Origin of the sequence: Candidatus Pelagibacter communis, from assembly GCF_001180165.1 — a bacterium.
GTDB classification, from domain to species: Bacteria; Pseudomonadota; Alphaproteobacteria; order Pelagibacterales; family Pelagibacteraceae; genus Pelagibacter; species Pelagibacter ubique_P.
In genome coordinates this window covers 1-20,281 of the sequence record NZ_CVSQ01000051.1, presented here as the reverse complement: position 1 = coordinate 20,281, position 20,281 = coordinate 1, and the positions used below count along the sequence as shown (strand labels likewise).

Below are 20,281 nucleotides of genomic sequence, written 5' to 3'. Positions count from 1 at the left end.
ATTATTTTTTAACTTCTTGTGTATTGGTATTAACAAGACTTTGAATACCAGTTGATTTAACTATCTCAACTTTAACGTTTTCAGCAATTTCTACTTCAACTTTATCATTGTCTATAAGTCTCTCCACAGTACCTGTAATTCCACCAGAAGTAACAACCTTGTCACCTCGCTTAAGGCTTTCAACCATTGCTTTGTGCTCTTTAACTTTTTTTTGCTGTGGTCTGATTAAGAAAAAATAAAAAATAACAAAAATTAAAATTAACGGTATAAATTGTCCTATTCCTGAGCCTTCCATAAATCTCCTTATAAATTATGTGAATACTTATACTATCTGTGTAATTAAAACAACTTTATTTAGCTGAAATCAATTCCAAATTATTCATATACGGTCGCAGTACCTTAGGAACAATAATCGAACCATCTTTTTGTTGATAGTTTTCTAATACAGCAATTAAAGTTCTACCTACAGCTAAACCACTTCCATTTAATGTTCCAACAAAAACAGTTTCCTTGTTTTTATTTTTATATCTTGATTTCATTCTTTGTGCCTGAAATGTTGAACAAGATGAGCATGATGATATTTCACGATACTTGTTTTCTGATGGTAACCACACTTCAATATCATAAGTTTTTTCTGCACTAAAACCCATATCACCTGAACATAAAATTACTTTTCTATAAGGTAACTCTAGCTTATCAAGAATATCTGTTGCGCAGTTTGTCATTCGCTCTAATTCTTCTAAGCAATTTTCTTTTTCTACAATACTAACCATCTCAACTTTATAAAATTGGTGTTGTCTAATCATTCCTTTGGTATCTTTTCCATAACTGCCGGCTTCTTTTCTAAAACAAGGTGTTGAGGCAACAAATCTCATTGGTAAATCTTTTTGGTCAACAATTTTATCTTTAACAATGTTTGTTAAAATTACTTCAGCGGTTGGAATTAAAAATTTTCTATCAGATCCTTCATCAAATTTTATTTCAAATTGATCATTTTCAAATTTTGGTAATTGGCCAGTTCCATACATTGTATTGTCAGAAGCTATCAATGGAGGTGAAATCTCTTGATAGCCATTTTGAACAATATGAGTATCTAGCATAAAGTTAGATAAAGCTCGTTCTAGTAATGCTAACTCTTTTTTAACAAATACAAATCTTGATCCAGTTGTTTTAGTTGCAAGATCAAAATCAAGCATACCTAAATTTTCTCCAAGTTCGTAATGAGATTTGGGTTTAAAATCAAATTCAGGAACTTTACCTGCTTTTAAAACTTCCACATTGTCATTTTCATCTTTTCCATTTGGAACATCCTGATGAGGGATGTTGGGTATACTTGATAAAATGTTATCTAATTCAGTTTTAGTATTTTTTTGTTGCTCAGCGATCTTTTCTAATTCAGTAGAGATTTCTTTAGATTTTTTAAATAAACTTTCATCTTTAGATTTTGAAATTTCTTTTTTTTCTTTTTCTAAATTTTCTTTCTTTTGAATTAAATCTCTATTTAACTCATCAAGCTTTTTTAAATTATTAAAATCAATTTTAACTGAACGTTTTTCAAGATTTTTTTCAAATTTTGAATAATCTTTTCTAATTTCTTTTAAATTATGCATCAGTCTTTTCTAAATTTTTGTTTTCTATAAATTTTACTGAAAATATTGATAATTCATATAAAATTAATAATGGAATTGCTAAACCTATTTGAGTAATTGGATCTGGCGGTGTAAGTAATGCAGCTGCAGCAAATATAATTACTACCACATACTTTCTTCTTTCTTTTAGAAATTGACTGTCAACAACACCTATTCTTGCTAACAAACTTAAGACTATAGGTAGTTGAAAACTTATTCCAAATGCAAAAATTAACTTCATAACAAGTGACAAGTATTCATTTACTTTGGCTTCTAATTGAATTGGTAAACTTGTAGACATCCCTGTACTTTCAAATGATAAAAAGAATTTAATAGCTAGAGGCATTATCAAATAATAAACTAGCATACCTCCCAAAAAGAAAAGAATTGGTGTTAAGATAAGATATGGAAGTATAGCAACTTTTTCATGTTTATATAATCCCGGTGCAATAAATTTCCATATTTGCATTAGAATAAATGGACAGGTCACAAAAAAAGCTGTGAAAAAGGATACTTTAATATACGTTAAAAAAGTTTCCTGTAAGGCCGTAAAAATAAGTCTTCTATCAGACCCATCATCTTTTACCGCTTGAGCAAATGGATCAACTAAAAAACCGTAGATATGTTCTGCAAATATATAACAAATAACAAAAAAGATTATTAGAAATATAAAACTATGTATTAATCTTTTTCTTAGTTCTGTTAGATGGCTGACAAATCCACCTTCATTTTCTTCATTGCTCATCTTTTTTAGTTTCTTTTTTTATTTCATTATCAATTTTTTCTTCATCAATTTCTAAATTAGAAACCTCATTTTGAATGTTGTTCACATATCTTTTTGCAGTCCCTATCCAAGAACCTGCTTTCTTTAACATGATTGGAAAATCTTTTGGGCCAAGAACTACAATTGCAATACCAACTACAATTAATATCTCAAACCAACCAATAGTAGGCATGTGATTTAATCTTTGTTTTCTGAGTCTTTATTTTCGTCGGATATATTTTTTGGCTCTGTATCGTCAGTAACATCTGACGCCATTCCTTTTTTGAAACTTTTAATACCTTTAGCTACATCACCCATCAGACTAGAGATTTTACCTCGTCCAAACAATAAGACTACTAATATAACTACGATTGCAATTTGCCAAATTCCTATGCTCATGAAAAACTTATAACCTTTTTATGCTTAATTTAAAAGTTACTTTTTTGTTAATCTTTCTCTTCTGTATCAAGAGTGCTGTTTAACATCTCGTCAATATTAGAATAAATATCCTCTTTTTTTTCTTCTTGTTTTTCTTTGTAGAATTTTCCAGTTCCAAAAATTGCATTATCAACACTAGAACTATCAATTAATCCAGCAGCACCTAATTCATCAATTGTGGGTAAATCAGATAATTTTTGAAGATTGAAATGACTTAAAAATTCATCAGTTGTAATATACTGAATTGGTCTGCCTGGTACATCTTTACGACCTCCTGGTTTAACCCAGTTGAGTTCCATCAATATTTCAAGAGTATTCGTTCCAAATGCAACACCTCTTATCTCCTCAATCTCAGCTCTAGTAACAGGTTGGTGATAAACGATTATGGCTAAAGTCTCCACTGCAGCTCTAGAAAGTTTCTTTTCTACTGTCTTCTCTTGTGACATGATATTAGACAAGTTAGGTGAAGTTCTAAACGACCACTTATCTTTAATACAAACTAAATTGATACCACGTTGAGAGTATTCTTGTTGTAACTTCTCTAATGATTTTGCAACACTACCCTTTTTAGTAATTTTGCTTTCAATTGTATCAATATCTAATGGTTCTGCAGCAGCAAAAATAACTGCTTCAATTTCTTTTTCTAAATCGGTTAACTTAGATGGAAATTTTACAATATTATCTTTATTAATCTTTTCTTTTTTAATCATTATTTTCCTTCACATAAATATCATCAAATAATTTATCTTGTTTCATAGTTAAATTTCCCTCTTTAACTAATTCTAACGATCCAGCAAATATACCTGCTTTACCGGTACGTTTATATTTTGAATTACTTTTAAAATTTTGAGGAATTAAATCATCTAATTTCTTCCAATCAATTAATTTACCAAAAAATTCTCTTATTGTTTTAATTCCATCTTCTGTAGTAAATACAGGTAATTTAGGAATATTCATTTTTTGAAAGTCCTTTGTCATAATTATTGTTGAATATGACTTAAGAAGCTCAAATAAACTTAAATTATATTCTGTGCTATAAATAGATCTTATATTTCCCTTCATTCCTCTTGATCGTATTTCTCTTCCTAATCTTTTTCTTTTTAACATTTGTTCCGAAAGCAATCTTATCAATTCTAGTTTTTTAAGTTGTAATTTTAATTTTTCAGCAACTTCTTGAACTTTAAATTCTTCTTCTGGTGTTCCTGGAAGTAATAATTTAGATTTTAAATAAGCTAACCAAGTTGCCATTAATAAATATTCTGACGCAATTTCTAAATTTAAATCTTTTTCTTTTGTAATATAATCGTGAAATTGATCCGCTAACTTAGTTATTGATATATCTTCAAGATCTACCTTCTGAGCTTTGGCCAAATCTAAAAGGACATCTAGAGGGCCATTATAATTATTAATATCAACATTAAATAATGCAGAATCGGAAATAGTCATGCTCAGATATTAACTTAAAATTTTATAAAATAGCGATGTTTTTTTTATTATAAAATTACTGACCTTTGGTGAATTATCACCAACTACCTGCATTTCAGACAATTTGCCATTACAATGAAGAGCAATATTACAACCTGCGCTAAATGTTTTAATAGTATTAGTTTTTAAATCATCTTTTAAACTTTTCATTGATAAATCATCTGAAATTAAAATATTTTTAAAACCAATTTTACTTCTAATTAAATTTATAATTTTTTTAGAGTGTGTAGCTGTATTTAACTTATCAATCCTTCGATATATTACATGTGCTGTCATTGCAAAATAGCTTTGTTTTTTCTTAAATGGAAAAAAATCATTTTTACTCAAATAATTTAAGTTTTTTTTAACTACAGGTGTAAATTTATGACTATCTACTTTAGCTAATCCATGCCCTGGTATGTGTTTCATCACAGTTCCGATCGAATTTTCATGAAAATAATTAATACAAATATCTCCGATTTTAGAGATATTTTTTTTATTTTTTGAAAAAGACCTATCACCAATAATGTTGCTAGCTCCCTTAACACGAAGGTCTAAAACAGGAACTGTGTTTATATTAACACCAATTGATTTAAGTAAATACGAAGTTTTATCAATAAATAATTTATAAATAATATTAAATTTTTTCTTATCTTTTGTGAATAAATTGCCAAAATATTCAGAAGTCAAATTATCAAATGAAATAATTTTACCTAATCGATTTACTCGTCCTCCTTCTTGATCAATTAATATTGGGTATTTTTTGTCTTTAAATATCTTTTTTATTTTATCAGTTAATTTTTTGGTTTGTTCAATTGAACTTATGTTTCTTGAAAATAAAATAATACCCCATGGTTTATATTTCTTTAAAAAAGTAATCTCTTTGTTTGATAATTTTGATGATTTTAAACCAACAATAAAAGCTCTTCTATTCTTAATCATTCTCTAAAAGTTTCCAAAAATTAAACTTTTTTTTCTTTTTTTTGTTTGTTTGCTTAACGTATTCTATTACATTTTGTGTATCGTTTTCCAAAACAGGTAAATTTTTTGAGTATAATTTAATTTTTTCATCGTTATTTTTATAAGATCTGTATGATTTCTTTTTATTTTCATCTGAAAAATAATATCTACCAGTTAAAAAAATAAATAAAGCAATTACAACAATAAAGATTAAATACTTAATTTCTTTTAGCATTACATTTTATCTGGCGTATCTACACCAACTATATCCATTCCAGATTTTACGACGTTAGATATTGCTTTTAAAAAAATTAATTTATCTGGTGAAACAGTTTTTTGATCATTAATAAATCTTTTTTCTGGGTTTTGTTTACCAAGATTCCAATAGGAATGAAATTCTGAGGCAAGATCATATAAATAAACAGGTATTCTATGTGGTTCTAATTTTGAACTAGCTGCATCAATACATTTGGGCCATTCTGAAATCTTTTTTAAAATTTTGATCTCATCATTTGAGTATTCAAAACTAAAATCATCTAATTCAATTTTTGAATTTAAATCTTGATCAATATGTCTAAAGACAGATGAAATTCTAGCATAACAATATTGAACGTAATATAATGGATTATCTTTAGATTTTTCTTTTACAGCATCAAAATCAAAATCTAATTCCACGTCACTACTTCTATTAAGCATGATAAATCTAGTTGCGTCTTTTCCAACCTCTTGGATTAAATCATCAACAGTGATGTAGTCTCCCTTTCGTTTAGACATCTTAAATGGTTTGTTGTCTTTAATTAATTTTACAAGCTGACTAATTTTACAAATCAATTTATCTTTTTTGCCTGACAAAGCTTCAACTGAAGATGATATTCTTTTGATGTAACCAGCATGATCAGCACCAAGAATATTTATTAAATAATCAAATTTACGATCTACTTTATTTTTATGATACGCAACATCACTTGCAAAATAAGTCCATGTTCCATCTGACTTTTGTAATGCTCTATCTTTATCGTCACCAAAATCAGTAGATTTAAAAAGTAACTGTTCTCTTTCTACCCAGTTTTTATCATCTTCACCAGCTGGAGCTTTAATTTTTCCTTTGTATACAAATTTATTCTTTTCTAAAAATTTTATTACACTCTCTACTTCGTTATTTGAAACAATAATTTTTTCACTAACAAAATTATCGTGATTAATTCCTAAACTCTTAAGATTCTTTTTAATTAAAAGTAGCGCCTGTTCTATAGATAAAGCTGTTAACTTATCGCTTATTTCATCATAATCATCAAAATTTAGATCTGAATTATCCGAAACTATATTTTTTGCAAAATCAATAAGGTAATCTCCTGGATATAAATCAGGATTATCTTGAGGAAATGTTTCGTTAAATTTTACTTCCCTAATTCTAAAGTATACAGATTTTGTAAAATTTATAATCTGGTTACCATAATCATTTACATAATACTCTTTTGTAACCATGTGTTTATTAAATATTAACACATTAGAAATGACATCACCTAAAATAGCTCCTCTACAATGACCAACATGTAAAGGTCCTGTAGGATTAGCAGATACAAATTCAACTAAATAATTATTTTTTTTCTCTTTTTCATTAATTCCAAATTTTTCAGCGTTATCAATTATTTCTTTAATAAAGTTTGACCAAAAAGATGGCTTAAATTTAATATTTATAAAACCAGGTTTAGCAACGGATATATTTTCAATTTGATCATCACTATTTTTTATTTCAGGTGCAAGTTTTTCTGCTAATTGTATTGGAGAAGTTTTGTTTAGTTTCGATAAAACCATTGCAACATTAGTTGAAATATCACAATCAAATTTTGGAGGCGGTATTTCAGCATTAATACCATTGAAACTTTCTGGAACGATAAGTTGATTTTTTTTACTAAGTTCAACAATAATATATTTAATTTTATCTAAATATAATTCAAAAATATTCATTTATTATCGTTATAAAGGTTAATTGCGTATCTATCTGTCATACCAGATATAAAATCTGAAATAGCTCTATATTTGTCTTTAGTCAATTGCTCTTTAGTAAGAAATTTTCTAGGATTTGATTTAATTATTTTAAATAATTTCTTAATTATCATTTTACCTCTTTGATTCTTATTAAGCACCGATTTATTGTCATACATTCTATGCCTTAAAAATGATCGGATTTCTTGCTCTGAATTTTCTATTTTATCTGAAAAAGAAACTATTAATTGATTTGATTTTGATACATCTTTTAATGACTTAATTTTAAATTTTTTAATATTTTTTTCTGTATTACTTAGTAAATCTCTAATCATATTATCTATTGAATCTCTGATGATTTGATAAATGGCAATTTTATAATTTTTTTTATTAATTTTGTTTTTATATTTTTGATAAATTTCTTTAAAAAATTCTAATTCAACTAGTTCCTCAAGTTTAAATAGGTTTGCTTTAATTCCATCCTGAATGTCATGATTATTATAGGCAATATCATCTGATATAGCTGATATTTGAGCTTCTAATGATGGATAGGTATTAAAGTTAATTTTATTTTTGAAAACTTTTAAACCAATTAGTTTATTGATCATACTTAGATCATCTACTGGTCCATTATGTTTTAAAAGTCCTTCTAAAGTTTCAAGAGTTAAATTTAATCCAGCAAATTTAAAATATTTATTCTCTAAAAACATTACTATTCTTAGTGTCTGAAGATTGTGATCAAAACCTCCATAATTTTGCATACATTCATCTAAAGCATCCTCTCCTGCATGGCCAAATGGAGTATGACCTAAATCATGAGCAAGACTTAAGGTTTCAGCTAAATCTTCATTTAATTTTAGATATTTTGCAATTGATCTTGCTATTTGAGCAACTTCAATTGAATGAGTAATCCTGGTTCTAAAATGATCCCCTTCTGTGTTAACAAATACTTGGGTTTTATGCTTTAATCTTCTAAATGATGCGCTGTGAATTATACGATCTCTGTCGCGTTGAAAAGGAGATCTGTATTTTGAATTAGCTTCTTTATTAAGTCTGCCTTTACTTTTAAATACTCCTAACAAAGTGTCTTTTTTCATCCTTTAATTTAAATAATTAAGTATTATATTAGTAATATCAGTGTTCAAACATGATTAAAGAAATTAAATTTACGGATAAAGCGTTAAAACAAATAGATAATTTGTTATCAAAAAAAGACAAAGGTTCATTCTTCAGAATCGCTATCAAAGGTGGAGGATGTTCTGGTTTTCAATATGAATTTACATTTGATAAATCAAAACAAGATGATGATTTAAATTATGAAAATATTTTAATTGATAAAACTTCAGCTGATTTGCTTAAAGGATCTGAGGTTGATTATGTGTCTGAACTTATAGGTGAACAATTCAAAATTTCTAATCCACAAACCAAATCTTCATGTGGTTGTGGAGTGTCTTTCTCACTTTAATGCTCATTTCATCTTGGAATGTAAACTCGGTAAGAGCAAGAATTGAAAATATCAAAAGCTATTTATTAAAATATAAACCTGATATTTTAATGATGCAGGAAATCAAAACTGAAGATGTTAATTTTCCATATGATGATTTTTCATCAATGGACTATGAAAGTCATGTATTTGGTCAAAAAAGTTACAATGGTGTAGCAATTATTTCAAAAAATAAATTAAAAAATATTAAAACTGATTTAATTAAAGATAAATTAAAACAATCAAGAATAATTTCAGCTGAATTTGAACATAAGAAAAAAAATATACAATTAATAAATATTTACACCCCTAATGGTAATCCTGTAGATACTGAAAAATATGATTATAAAAAAAATTGGCTTGATCAATTAATAAAGCAATTAAAAACTTTATCTAAAAAAAATTCAAATATTATTTTAGCTGGTGATTTCAATATTATCCCTTCAGCAGAAGATGTTTATAATGTTAAAAGTTTCGAAGACGATGCTTTATACAGACTTGAAATAAGAAAAAAATTTAGAGAAATGATTAATCTTGGTTTTAATGATGTCTACAGACATTTTTATGAAAATAAAGAAGGATATACATTTTGGGATTATATGAGAGGTGCATGGCAAAAAAATAATGGCATGAGGATAGATCATTTTTTAGTTTCAAATTCCATAATTGATCAAATTAAAGATATTAATATTAATAAAGATCCACGTGGAAGAGAAAAACCTTCTGATCACACACCAATTGAGATTAATTTAGCTTAATGATTTAATTTTATTTACTAATTCTTCATTAATGTTTCTTGGACCAGTGTCCATTCTATTCTTGTGACGTCTTTCTCCAGGTAATCTTACTTCACCCATTGATTTCATTTTTTCAAAAAATTCCTCAGCATGTTTTTGCCAATTAGTGCCTGAAGTTTTATCTGGATTAATAGCTAGTATGAATTCACCGCCACTTGGAGGACCACCATCATTATTATCTTTAGCTGCTGTTTCAAAACTAAAATTATCCCCAACTAATGCGCCTGCCATTAATTCTACCATCATTGCAATTGCAGACCCTTTGTAACCACCAAAGGGTAATAAAACTCCACCATCGGCAATTTCCCCTGGATCAGTTGTTTCTTTTCCATCTTTAGTTAATCCTGTTCCAAGTGGAACTTTGTGCCCTTCTCTTTTAGCAACTTGAACTTCTCCCATTGCCATTGAAGCAGTTGCCATATCATAAACAACTGGAGTTTTTCCAGGTCTTGGCCAAGCAAATGAAATTGGATTTGTTCCAAATAATGGTTTTATAGCACCAGCAGGTGCAACAGCAGGCTTATAAGATGTACAAGCAAATGCTACCAAACCTTCTTCTGCTAACTTTTCTGTTTCAGGCCACATAGCAGCCATATGATGTGAATTATTTATTGCTAACACAGCTACACCATTTTCTTTTGCAGCTTTTGCTAATTCAGGCAATCCTTTATTTAACACAACAGGCGCTAAACAATTATTTCCTTCAACTTTAATTACTGATGGAGATATTTTTTTTACTTCTGGTTTTCCTTTTCCATTTATCTTTCCACCTTTAAGACCTGTTACATAAGCTGGCAATCTAAATAAACCGTGTGATAAAGAACCATCTCTTTCAGCGTTTCTGATTAAGTCAGATAAAATTGATGCTGTTTCATCATCACAACCGTTAGCTAAAAGAGTTTTTTTAGCTAGTTCAAATATTTCATCTAAAGTTAAGGATACAGTGCTCATTATTTTGATTTACATTTTTTACATAAACCAAAAAATTCTAGATTATATTTGCTATATTTCATTCCTGAATTGTCTGAAAAATTAGATAAATATTTAGAAAGTTTTGAATTACTTATTTCAGATACGTTCTCACAACTTTCACAAATTGAAAATGCTGTTGCTTTTGAAACCTGGCAGCTAGAATTTTGACAAGCAATAAAAGCATTTCTACTTTCGATCTTATGAATTTTTCCAATTTCAACTAGCTTATCTAACGCTCGGTACACTTGTAATGGAGCTTTAATTCCTCTTTTTTGAACATTAAATAAAATTGAATAAGCTTTCATAGGCCCACCAGATTTATCAATAAGATCAAAAATGATTTTTTGATTTTTGGAAAGGTTATGTATTTTTTGCATCTTTAAATTCTTATCAATTAGTTATCAGTTTTTCAATTTAATCGATTGTTTAATATTAAGTAAAGACAGTATAAATAATACTAAAGCAGCCATGATTATTGAAGGACCAGATGAAGTGTTAAATTCTAATGAAGAAAATAGCCCTAATAAAACAGATAAAAGACCACCAATAACAGAAAATAAAACCATCTTTTGAGGACTGTCTGCTATATTTCTAGCCATTGCAGCTGGTATAATTAACATTCCAGTAATCAATAACAATCCAACCATTTTAATTGATATGGCTATTACAGCAGCCATGAGAATAGTAAATATTGCTTTTGCTCTATCAGGATTCAACCCTTCGGCTTCAGCTAATTCGTAATTAACTGTAGATGCAAACAATGGTTTCCAAATCAATTTAAGAACTATTAAAATTACTGCTCCACCAGTCCATATAATAAATATGTCATTTGTTGTTACAGCTAAGATATCTCCAAATAAAAGACCCATAATATCAAAACGAATAAAAGTTAAAAAACCAATAACCACTAATCCAACTGCTAATGAAGAATGAGCCAATAAACCAAGCAAAGCGTCCCCTGGCAAATTAGTTTTTTTTTGTAGCTGAATTAATATCAGTGCGATTACGGATGAAATTATAAACACAGATAGCGCAATATTAAGTTCAAAAGAATAAGCCATCGTGACGCCTAATAAAGCCGAATGTGATAAAGTATCACCAAAATAAGATAATCTTCTCCAAACAACAAAACATCCAAGTGGTCCTGTTACTAAAGCAACACCAATACCAGCAATTAACGCTCTAACAAAAAAATCATCTAACATATTAATTTTTTTTTATTTGACCTTCATCAGAATGAACGTGGTCATGCTTATGTTCATAAACTGTTAAAATTTGAGAAGCTTGTTCCCCAAATAACGTTTTATACTCGTTATTTCTTGCTACATCCATTGGTGTTCCAGAACAACATACATGTCCATTTAAACAAACAACATGATCTGTTGCAGTCATGACTGTATGTAGATCGTGAGAAATTAATAATATTCCACAATTTAAAGTATCTGAAATTTTTTTAATAAGTTCATATAATGCAATCTCTCCTGTGTAATCTACGCCTTGAACAGGTTCATCTAAGACTAATAATTCAGGTTTTTTTGAAATAGCTCTAGCTATTAAAACTCTCTGAAATTCACCTCCTGATAAATTCCCTAGATTTTTATTTTTAAGATGCATAACACCTGTAAGCGTAAGAGCTTCATCAATTGCTTCATCTTTTATGTCTTCTGTTAAAAGCATAAAATCATATACTCTTAATGGTAGTGTCCAATCAATTGAGATTTTTTGAGGAACGTATCCAACTTTATTAGTATATTTTTCTACAGTTCCTTCTATGTTTTTGTAAATTCCTAATGCAATTTTAGCTGTAGTGCTTTTTCCAGAACCATTAGGACCAATAAGAGTGACGATTTTACCTTTTTCAACAGTTAATGAAACACCCTCCACTAGCCATTTATCATTTTGTTTAAAACCAGCGTTATTTAATTTTACTAATGTACTATTTTCTAAACTCATAAATTGCTTGACTTGTAAATGTTATATTATTACATACTGTTATATTATAACAACCAATTAAATTACTTATTATGAAAAATATTAAAAAAATACCACTTATATTCTCAATATTATCAATTCTAACATTCTTTACACCAGCAAACGCTGAAATAAAAGTAGTTGCTTCTATTAAACCAATTCATTCATTAGCTAGTTATTTAATGGACGGTATTGCTAAACCTGATCTAATAGTTGATGGATATGCATCTCCCCACGGATTTGCAATGAAGCCTTCTCATGCAAAAATGCTCCAAAATGCTGATCTAATATTTTGGGTAGGTGAAGATTTAGAAAATTTTTTAGAAAAACCACTAAGTTCAATTGCAAAAAAAGCAGAAAAAATTGAATTAATAGAAATCAAAGGTTTGCAAGTATTAAAATTTAGAGAAAGAAATATTTTTGACGAACATGATCATGACGATCATGGGCATGACGATCATGGTAAAAAAGAAGATGATCATGACGATCATGGACATGATGACCACGGTAAAAAAGAAGATGATCATGACGATCATGGACATGACGATCATGATGGACATGCACATGGTGAATTTGATCCACACATTTGGTTGGACCCAATTAATGCAAAAGCTATGTTAAATGAAATGGCTGAACATTTAATTGAAAATGATCCTAAAAATGAAGCTAAATACAAAAATAATTTAGCTAAAGCTTTACAAGAAATCGATAAACTTACAATTGATGTAATGACAGATTTAAGTAGCAGCGTTTCTTCAATTGTATTCCATGATGCATATCAATATTTTGAAAAAAGATTTAATGTTAAAGTTTTAGGTGCATTTACTGTTAATACTGATGTAATGCCTGGAGCTGAACAACTAGCTGAAATTAGAGAAATCATTGAACATGATAAAGTTGCTTGTGTATTCTCTGAACCTCAATTTAATCCTGATATTATTAATGCTGTTGCTAAAGATATGAAGATTAAAACTGGTGTTTTAGACCCACTAGGTGCAACTTTAGATTCAGGTAAAGATCTATACTTTAAATTGATTAGAAATATGTCTGCTTCTTTTAAAGGTTGCTAGTTTATTAGTTTATTTGAAGCAAAAAACATATTTTTTTAAAGAAAATTTATTATTTTTAAATATAATAATTTTCAATGAACGATCTTAATCAGTTTAAGAATAATGGGTTTCTTGTAAAAAAAAATCTAATTACCCAAAAAGAGATCAACAAAATAAATAAAGTTGTAAATGAAGTAATTTCTAAAGAGAAGGCAAGAAAAAGATCAAATAACCAAAACAGTACTCAATCTTATGACAATTATCATTTTGTTTACAATTCTAGTTCCTCAAAAAATAAGGAAATTTTAAGATTAAATAATCCTCAAAACAGACATAAGATCTTCTATCAACTATCTAGAAATAAAAAAATAATATCTATAGCTAAAAAATTATTAGGTGGAACAGTGAGATTTCATCTAGGTAAATTAAATTTTAAATTACCAAATAAGAAAAAAGGAAGTGAAATTGGCTGGCATCAAGATTGGGCCTTTTACCCACATACCAATGATGATTTAATAACAGTTGGTATATATTTGGATGATTGCTATGAGAAAAATGGGCCTCTAAAAATAATAAAGAATTCACATAAAAAGAAATTGCACAGTCACCACAATAAAGAAAATTATTTTGTTGGAAAAATAGATACTAAGAAAAATAAAATAGGAACTAAAGATAGTGTTTCAATAACTGGAACGGCCGGAACAGTAGTATTTTTTCATTGTAGATCAGTTCATGGGTCTGGACACAATCAAATGAATAACTCAAGACCCTTAATTTTATTTGGATATAGAGCTTGTGATGCATGGCCACTAATTAATGATGGAAACCCTCATCCTGAAGTTAATTTAGAAAATTATGACAAAAATATTATTGTAGGAAATAAATCAATAAAACCAAGATTAACTAAAGTTCCAACAATAATACCTCTACCCAAAAAGAGACATTATGTTTCTATCTACGAACTTCAAAAAAATTAAACTATAAAATTAAAATCTTTCTTTTAGTTAACCTCAATATTTTATAAATAGAACAATTATTTAAAAAAATTTAGAGAGGAAATCATGTTTATTAGAAAATATCTTAAGTGGATAAGTACATTTTTGGTACTAACAGGAATACTTTTAACTAATTTAAATATATATCCATTAAATATATATTTTCATGGATTAGGAGTTATTGGATGGACTATTGCTGGTTTTATTAGCAAAGATAAGGCTATCTTAACTAATTTTGGATTACAAATACCTTTATTTTTAATAGGAATTTATAAAATCATAATTTAATGAAAAATATACTGTTTGTATGTACTGGTAATTCTGCAAGAAGCATCATAGCTGAAAGTATTATTAACAATAAATATTCATTTAAGTTTAAAGCTTACAGTGCTGGTAGTAATCCTACAGGAAAAATTAACGAAAATATCAAATTATATTTAACTAAAATAAAAAATTTTAATCTTGAAAATTATTCTTCGAAAAATTTTGAAATATTTTTAGATAAGAAATTTAATATAGATCATGTAATTACAGTGTGTAATAATGCAAATAACGAGGTTTGCCCTATATGGCCAAATAATAACAAAATTATTCATTGGGATATTGAAGATCCTGTATCAAAATTTAAAAATTCTGATGAAAATCAGATAAACGAAATAATTAATGTGACTTACGATAAAATAAATGAAAAAATTAATATTTGGTTAAATAATGAAAATTAAAAAAAACATATTAATTGGTGAATTTTTAGGAAGTTGTTTTCTTGTCATGATTATTGTTGGATCTGGGATCATGGCAGAAAATCTAACTAATGATGATGGCATTAGGCTTTTAGCTAATACAATTGCTACTGGAGCTGGATTATTTGTCTTAATTACAGCCTTTGCTGATATTTCAGGGGCTCATTTTAATCCTTTTGTAAGTCTTGCGATGTTTTTCAGAAAAAAAATTAAAGGTAATCTTTTAAAATATTACATTCCTGCACAAATATCTGGTTGTTTATTAGGAGTAATGTTTGCAAATGTCTTTTTTGAACACAGTCTTTTAGAGTTATCAGCTAAAAATAGAGATGGGTTACATATATTTGTTTCTGAAATTGTAGCAACTTTTGGTCTAATATTTATAATTTTTGCAACTCTAAAGGACGGAAAAACAATAGTTGCTATTAGCGTAGCAACATATATTTCCGCGGGCTATTGGTTTACTTCATCAACATCTTTTGCAAATCCAGCTGTATCTTTAGCAAGAACATTTACTGATTCTTTTACAGGAATTAATTATCTTAATACGCCAACATATATTTTAGCTGAGTTTATTGGATTAATTTTAGCAGCGTATATTCTTAGAATTATCTATAAATAACACAACTTCTACATGTAAAATATATATAATTTTATTTACATAATTTTGAAATAATATATCTAAAGCGAATCAACTCGTACTTTCCAAAATAATTAAATTCATTTGTAGATTTATCTCTAGCTTGTAATAATTATCAATGAATCTCCATGTTGATTCTTAAACAAATAAATTTAATCGTAGATTATTTTCTCTTTAATGAATATTTACATTCTCAAGTCATTATTAGACAGAACCGAAAACAATAATATATAGGAGAAAAAATGGATATGACTTTAGTATATACAGTTATAGGGTTTGCCCTTGCTGGATATAGCGTAATCGCTAACGACTCAATTCAAACACTTGGTACCTTTATAGCTTCAAAAAAGAAGTGGTTTAAGTGGTACGTACTAGCTGGATCGGCATCAGCAGTTATGATTTTTGCTTTAGCTTGGGGGTGGTATGCGTATGATGGTGATATTTCTTACGGAAGATTAACTAGAATACCTTATCAAGAAATTCAATGGTATCATGCAGTAGCACCTGCAATACTATTATTATTAACGAGAATTGGGATACCTGTATCAACGACCTTTTTAGTTCTTTCAGCATTTGCTTCAACCGTTGTGCTTGAAAAAATGTTGTTAAAAAGCGTTGTAGGTTATGGATTGGCAGCAATGGTTGCTTATATAGCCTGGATATTGGTATCAAAGCTCATTAATGAAAAATTTGATGAAGTAGACGAAAAATGGATAGGTTTTTGGAGAAATGCAGTATGGATTTCTTCAGGTTGGTTATGGTGGGTTTGGTTATCTCACGATGTAGCTAATATAGCAGTATATTTACCTAGACAATTAGATTTATCATTACTTTTAATTGTCATGGCTTACTTTACTTCATTGCTATTTTACATTTTCTACATTCAAGGTGGACCAATTCAAAAAGTTGTTCTTGAAAAAACAGGAACAAGATATGCAAGATCAGCTACTATTATTAACGTAATTTATGCTGGTGTTTTATTCTACTTTAAAGAGCTTAATGATCTACCAATGTCAACAACATGGGTATTCGTTGGTCTATTGTGTGGTAGAGAGCTTGCAATATCAACTATGAATAAAGAATATAAATTTAAGTATGTCTTTCCATTAATTGGTAAGGACTTTCTTAAAATGATTTTTGGATTAAGTGTTTCAGTAGGTATCGTTTTGGCGATCCACTACATAATTATTCCAAATAATTGGTTTTAAATAAATCTTTATGGTCGTGTTATATGTTGCTTAACACGGCCATATACGTCCTGATATCTTACAATTTAATTGTAATTAAATTGTAAGAAAAAAAGTTAAGATTAGTGTTATCAAAACTATAAAGACCGATGCACTTGATAAATCCTTTATATTTTTTATATCATTATCAAAATCTTTAGTAAATTTATCTGATAATTTTTCAATAGCTGTATTCATTATTTCTGTTGCTAGTAACAAAAAATAAAGAACTAACAAGAATAGTTTATAATTAAATTCGATATTGGATAAAAAAATATAAGGAATTAAAAATACACCTAAAATCAATTCCATTACAAAGGATTTTTCACTAATTACAATTTTTAAACCATTTAACGAGTTGATGAGATTTTTATAAAGTTTAGTTATCATTTTACTCTTCCATAGACATCTTGAAATCTAACAATATCGCTTTCTTTTAAAATTGATCCAACTTGCGCTTCAACAATTTTAACAGGTTTTTTTCCTGAATTTTGAACTCTATGAATGGCTTCTAATGGTATGAATATATGTTCACCTGGCTTTTTAACAATTATATCTTTATTAAGAGTTATCTTAGCATTTCCTTGTGTGACTAGCCAATGTTCAGCTCGGTGATGGTGTTTTTGTAAACTTAAAATTCCTTTTGGTTTTACATATAACTCTTTGATTAAAAACTCTCTTCCTTCAAATAAATTAGTATATCTGCCCCATGGACGGTAATAGACATTTTTTCTCTTGATATATTTGTTTTTATTTTTGTCATACATCTTCAGAATTTCTTTCCAGCTACCAAGATCTGACCAAGGAATGTCTAATTTGATAGCGTTAATTTGTTTTGTTTTTTCTAGAATTGCATAATCAAAAGATTTAGCGGTCGCTTTTATAAATGAAGCTTTGTTTAAATAATATGTATTAGCCTTATATTTTGCTTTATTAACTGCATTTACACAATTTTTATAAGTTTTAGGCTGATATTTTTTAAAGTTATTAATAATGGAGTCTTTTCGAAGATAAAACATTCCTGAATTCCAATAACCTTTATTCTTTATAATTTGTTTTGCTTTAGCTTCTTTTGGTTTTTCAATAAATCTATTTACTTTATTAATATTTCCTTTAATTTTTTTTGTTAAAAAATAACCATATTCACTAGATGGTGAGGTTGGTTTTATCCCAAATATAAATATATTTTGATCACTTAAGTTCTTTTTGTTTTTATTAATTGCCGTATTAAAAATACTCATCTTTTCAATTAAATGGTCTGCTGAAAAAAACATTAAAGGTTGATTGTTTGGGATATCTTTAATTAAGGCCGTACTTAATATAGCTGGCGCAGTATTTCTTTTTGCTGGTTCTAGAACAATTTTGTACTTATTTATTTTGTGCTTTCTAAGATGTTGTTTTATTTGTTTAAGATATTTTTTATTTGTACTAATAACTGGCGCATCAAATATTGATGCTTTTGTCCTCTCGAGTGTTTTTCCAAGTAAAGTCCAATTACCAAAATCAATAAACTGTTTTGCTTGATGATTTTTAGAATTTGGCCAAAGTCTAGTTCCAGCACCTCCGCATAAAATAACTGGACGAATTTTCATTAAATCTCTGAATAATCCTTAACTTCTTTTTTCTTACCTGGGTGTGTTGGTGCACCTAAATATGCCGGTCCAACTGTTTGTGCATATTTCCATAAAGTACCAGATCCAAAATCTGATTTTCTAGCTTTCCATTTTCTTTTTCTTGCAGCCATTTCTTTTTTAGAGAGCCTTACATTGATCGTCCCTTTTTTGGCATCAATATCAATGATATCTCCTGTACGTAAAAGGCCTATAGGACCCCCTAGAGCGGCCTCAGGGCCTACGTGACCCACACAAAAGCCTCTTGTAGCACCAGAGAACCTACCGTCTGTTATAAGGGCAACTTTCTCCCCTTTTCCTTGTCCATAGATTGCACCTGTTGTCGATAACATTTCTCTCATACCAGGACCTCCAACTGGTCCTTCGTATCTAATAATAATTACATCACCATCATTATACTTTCTACTTTGAACAGCTTTCATAGCGCTTTCTTCATTATCAAAGCATCTTGCTTTTCCAGTAAATTGTAATTTTTTAAGTCCTGCAACTTTAACAATTGCTCCCTCTGGAGCTAAGTTTCCTTTTAAACCAACTACACCACCTGTTGGTGATAATGGATCTTTATAAGATCTCATTACTTTTTGTTTAGGATTAAATTTAATATTTTTTAAATTTTCTTTCATAGTTTTACCTGTAACAGTCATACAGTCTCCATGAATATATCCACCTTCATATAAAGTTTTTAATAACATTGGTACACCACCTGCTAACCACATATCTTTTGCAACATATTTTCCACCCGGTTTTAAATCTGCAAGATAAGGTGTTCTTTTAAAAATTTTAGCAACATCCATTAAATCAAATTTAATTCCAGCTTCATTTGCAATAGCAGGTAAATGTAATCCTGCATTTGTAGAACCACCAGTAGCAGCAACAACTGTTGCAGCATTTTCTAAAGCTTTTTTAGTTACAATGTCTCTTGGTTTAATCCCTTTTTTCAAAAGGTTCATAACCATTTTACCACTAGCTTTTGCGTATTTATCTCTTTCTTCATATGGAGCTGGTGTTCCCGCTGAATAAGGAAGTGCTAATCCAATAGCTTCAGATACACATGCCATTGTATTTGCTGTAAATTGTCCACCACAAGCACCTGCACTTGGACAAGCAACTAATTCTAATTTTCTAAGTTCTGCAGCAGACATTTGACCAGATGAATGTTTTCCAACTGCTTCAAATACATCTACTACTGTTACATCTTTACCTTTGTATCTGCCTGGAAGAATTGATCCACCGTATATAAATACACTTGGTACATTTAATCTAACCATAGACATCATTAGACCTGGCAAAGATTTATCACATCCTGCAATCCCTACTAATGCATCATAACAATGACCTCTTACAGTAAGTTCAGCTGAATCAGCAATTACTTCTCTAGATATCAATGAAGACTTCATTCCTTCATGCCCCATTGCAATACCATCTGTAACAGTAATTGTACAAAATTCTCTTGGGGTTCCACCATTAGCTCTAACTCCTTTTTTAACTGATTGAGCTTGTCTCATTAGCGCAATGTTACAAGGCGCAGCCTCATTCCA

26 protein-coding genes are annotated in these 20,281 nt (G+C 28.8%); 8 read left to right on the top strand and 18 right to left on the bottom strand.

Translation table 11 applies throughout. The features are described 5' to 3' along the window. Position 1: 1 nt before the first annotated feature. From yajC to AMN88_RS02535, 11 genes are read right to left on the bottom strand one after another with little or no spacing between them, the layout of a single operon-like run. Positions 2-295, bottom strand: a complete 294-nt coding sequence (yajC, locus tag AMN88_RS02585; protein WP_023853826.1) for a preprotein translocase subunit YajC — start codon at positions 293-295, stop codon at positions 2-4. Positions 296-350: 55 nt separating this feature from the next. Beyond that, a complete protein-coding gene (serS, locus tag AMN88_RS02580; protein WP_075536283.1) occupies positions 351-1,610 on the bottom strand; it encodes a serine--tRNA ligase in 1,260 nt (419 codons plus the stop codon). Further along, positions 1,603-2,373, bottom strand: a complete 771-nt coding sequence (gene tatC, locus AMN88_RS02575; protein ID WP_023853828.1) for a twin-arginine translocase subunit TatC — start codon at positions 2,371-2,373, stop codon at positions 1,603-1,605. Before tatC ends, serS begins: the two co-directional genes overlap by 8 nt. Next, positions 2,363-2,584: a Sec-independent protein translocase protein TatB gene (gene tatB, locus AMN88_RS02570; RefSeq protein ID WP_075536282.1), complete on the bottom strand. Its 222-nt coding sequence runs from the start codon at positions 2,582-2,584 to the stop codon at positions 2,363-2,365. The genes tatC and tatB overlap by 11 nt, the downstream gene beginning before the upstream one ends. Before the next feature lie 5 nt (positions 2,585-2,589). Continuing rightward, the gene (tatA, locus tag AMN88_RS02565; RefSeq protein ID WP_023853830.1) at positions 2,590-2,790 is read right to left on the bottom strand and encodes a twin-arginine translocase TatA/TatE family subunit; all 201 of its coding nucleotides are present in this window, start codon (positions 2,788-2,790) and stop codon (positions 2,590-2,592) included. 47 nt (positions 2,791-2,837) lie between these two features. Then, positions 2,838-3,539: an SMC-Scp complex subunit ScpB gene (gene scpB / locus AMN88_RS02560; RefSeq protein ID WP_075536281.1), complete on the bottom strand. Its 702-nt coding sequence runs from the start codon at positions 3,537-3,539 to the stop codon at positions 2,838-2,840. After that, on the bottom strand, positions 3,532-4,275 hold the full coding sequence (locus AMN88_RS02555) for a segregation and condensation protein A (protein ID WP_075536280.1): 744 nt from the start codon (positions 4,273-4,275) through the stop codon (positions 3,532-3,534). The genes scpB and AMN88_RS02555 overlap by 8 nt, the downstream gene beginning before the upstream one ends. Positions 4,276-4,284: 9 nt before the next feature. Continuing rightward, on the bottom strand, positions 4,285-5,235 hold the full coding sequence (locus AMN88_RS02550) for a glycoside hydrolase family 3 N-terminal domain-containing protein (protein ID WP_075536279.1): 951 nt from the start codon (positions 5,233-5,235) through the stop codon (positions 4,285-4,287). After that, positions 5,228-5,488 (bottom strand): hypothetical protein, encoded by a 261-nt coding sequence (locus tag AMN88_RS02545; protein ID WP_072090570.1) that lies wholly within the window; start codon positions 5,486-5,488, stop codon positions 5,228-5,230. The genes AMN88_RS02550 and AMN88_RS02545 overlap by 8 nt, the downstream gene beginning before the upstream one ends. Continuing rightward, the gene (argS, locus tag AMN88_RS02540) at positions 5,488-7,221 is read right to left on the bottom strand and encodes an arginine--tRNA ligase (protein WP_075536278.1); all 1,734 of its coding nucleotides are present in this window, start codon (positions 7,219-7,221) and stop codon (positions 5,488-5,490) included. Before argS ends, AMN88_RS02545 begins: the two co-directional genes overlap by 1 nt. Further along, entirely contained in the window at positions 7,218-8,336 is a 1,119-nt protein-coding gene (locus AMN88_RS02535; RefSeq protein ID WP_075536277.1) for a deoxyguanosinetriphosphate triphosphohydrolase, read from the bottom strand. The genes argS and AMN88_RS02535 overlap by 4 nt, the downstream gene beginning before the upstream one ends. 50 nt (positions 8,337-8,386) lie before the next feature. Here AMN88_RS02535 and AMN88_RS02530 point away from each other — a divergent pair, with 50 nt between their 5' ends. Both AMN88_RS02530 and xth read left to right on the top strand, forming a co-directional pair. Beyond that, complete coding sequence (locus AMN88_RS02530; RefSeq protein ID WP_075536276.1) at positions 8,387-8,704, top strand: HesB/IscA family protein; 318 nt, start codon at positions 8,387-8,389, stop codon at positions 8,702-8,704. Continuing rightward, positions 8,704-9,480, top strand: a complete 777-nt coding sequence (xth, locus tag AMN88_RS02525; protein WP_075536275.1) for an exodeoxyribonuclease III — start codon at positions 8,704-8,706, stop codon at positions 9,478-9,480. Before AMN88_RS02530 ends, xth begins: the two co-directional genes overlap by 1 nt. Here xth and AMN88_RS02520 read toward each other — a convergent pair. Genes AMN88_RS02520 through AMN88_RS02505 form a run of 4 tightly spaced genes read right to left on the bottom strand, consistent with a single transcriptional unit; the run spans position 9,472 to position 12,444 of the window. Next, positions 9,472-10,470: an Ldh family oxidoreductase gene (locus tag AMN88_RS02520; protein ID WP_075536274.1), complete on the bottom strand. Its 999-nt coding sequence runs from the start codon at positions 10,468-10,470 to the stop codon at positions 9,472-9,474. The two genes, xth and AMN88_RS02520, sit on opposite strands and share 9 nt — an antisense overlap. Then, on the bottom strand, positions 10,470-10,868 hold the full coding sequence (locus AMN88_RS02515; RefSeq protein ID WP_075536273.1) for a Fur family transcriptional regulator: 399 nt from the start codon (positions 10,866-10,868) through the stop codon (positions 10,470-10,472). The genes AMN88_RS02520 and AMN88_RS02515 overlap by 1 nt, the downstream gene beginning before the upstream one ends. A 24-nt stretch (positions 10,869-10,892) precedes the next feature. Beyond that, the gene (locus tag AMN88_RS02510; protein ID WP_075536272.1) at positions 10,893-11,696 is read right to left on the bottom strand and encodes a metal ABC transporter permease; all 804 of its coding nucleotides are present in this window, start codon (positions 11,694-11,696) and stop codon (positions 10,893-10,895) included. Between the two features lies 1 nt (position 11,697). Next, the gene (locus AMN88_RS02505; RefSeq protein ID WP_075536271.1) at positions 11,698-12,444 is read right to left on the bottom strand and encodes an ATP-binding cassette domain-containing protein; all 747 of its coding nucleotides are present in this window, start codon (positions 12,442-12,444) and stop codon (positions 11,698-11,700) included. 71 nt (positions 12,445-12,515) lie between these two features. Here AMN88_RS02505 and znuA point away from each other — a divergent pair, with 71 nt between their 5' ends. The 6 genes from znuA (at position 12,516) to AMN88_RS02475 (ending at position 17,094) form a co-directional block, all read left to right on the top strand. Next, positions 12,516-13,532: a zinc ABC transporter substrate-binding protein ZnuA gene (gene znuA / locus AMN88_RS02500; RefSeq protein WP_075536270.1), complete on the top strand. Its 1,017-nt coding sequence runs from the start codon at positions 12,516-12,518 to the stop codon at positions 13,530-13,532. 74 nt (positions 13,533-13,606) lie between these two features. Beyond that, positions 13,607-14,488 (top strand): phytanoyl-CoA dioxygenase family protein, encoded by an 882-nt coding sequence (locus tag AMN88_RS02495; protein ID WP_075536269.1) that lies wholly within the window; start codon positions 13,607-13,609, stop codon positions 14,486-14,488. A gap of 84 nt (positions 14,489-14,572) precedes the next feature. Then, on the top strand, positions 14,573-14,794 hold the full coding sequence (locus AMN88_RS02490; RefSeq protein ID WP_072090559.1) for a DUF6552 family protein: 222 nt from the start codon (positions 14,573-14,575) through the stop codon (positions 14,792-14,794). Continuing rightward, positions 14,794-15,228 carry an arsenate reductase ArsC gene (locus tag AMN88_RS02485; RefSeq protein ID WP_075536268.1) on the top strand — a complete coding sequence of 145 codons (435 nt, stop codon included), beginning with the start codon at positions 14,794-14,796 and terminating at the stop codon, positions 15,226-15,228. The genes AMN88_RS02490 and AMN88_RS02485 overlap by 1 nt, the downstream gene beginning before the upstream one ends. Continuing rightward, complete coding sequence (locus AMN88_RS02480; RefSeq protein WP_075536267.1) at positions 15,218-15,868, top strand: aquaporin; 651 nt, start codon at positions 15,218-15,220, stop codon at positions 15,866-15,868. The genes AMN88_RS02485 and AMN88_RS02480 overlap by 11 nt, the downstream gene beginning before the upstream one ends. A 266-nt stretch (positions 15,869-16,134) precedes the next feature. Beyond that, positions 16,135-17,094 carry a hypothetical protein gene (locus AMN88_RS02475; RefSeq protein ID WP_256997782.1) on the top strand — a complete coding sequence of 320 codons (960 nt, stop codon included), beginning with the start codon at positions 16,135-16,137 and terminating at the stop codon, positions 17,092-17,094. A gap of 75 nt (positions 17,095-17,169) precedes the next feature. On the opposite strand, the gene AMN88_RS02470 is transcribed toward AMN88_RS02475, so the two are convergent. From AMN88_RS02470 to ilvD, 3 genes are all read right to left on the bottom strand, one after another. Then, on the bottom strand, positions 17,170-17,502 hold the full coding sequence (locus tag AMN88_RS02470; protein WP_075536265.1) for a diacylglycerol kinase: 333 nt from the start codon (positions 17,500-17,502) through the stop codon (positions 17,170-17,172). After that, a complete protein-coding gene (locus AMN88_RS02465) occupies positions 17,499-18,704 on the bottom strand; it encodes a sugar phosphate nucleotidyltransferase (RefSeq protein WP_075536264.1) in 1,206 nt (401 codons plus the stop codon). Before AMN88_RS02465 ends, AMN88_RS02470 begins: the two co-directional genes overlap by 4 nt. Continuing rightward, on the bottom strand, positions 18,704-20,281 hold a 1,578-nt coding region (gene ilvD / locus AMN88_RS02460; protein WP_075536263.1), incomplete at its 5' end, for a dihydroxy-acid dehydratase. The genes AMN88_RS02465 and ilvD, both read right to left, overlap by 1 nt.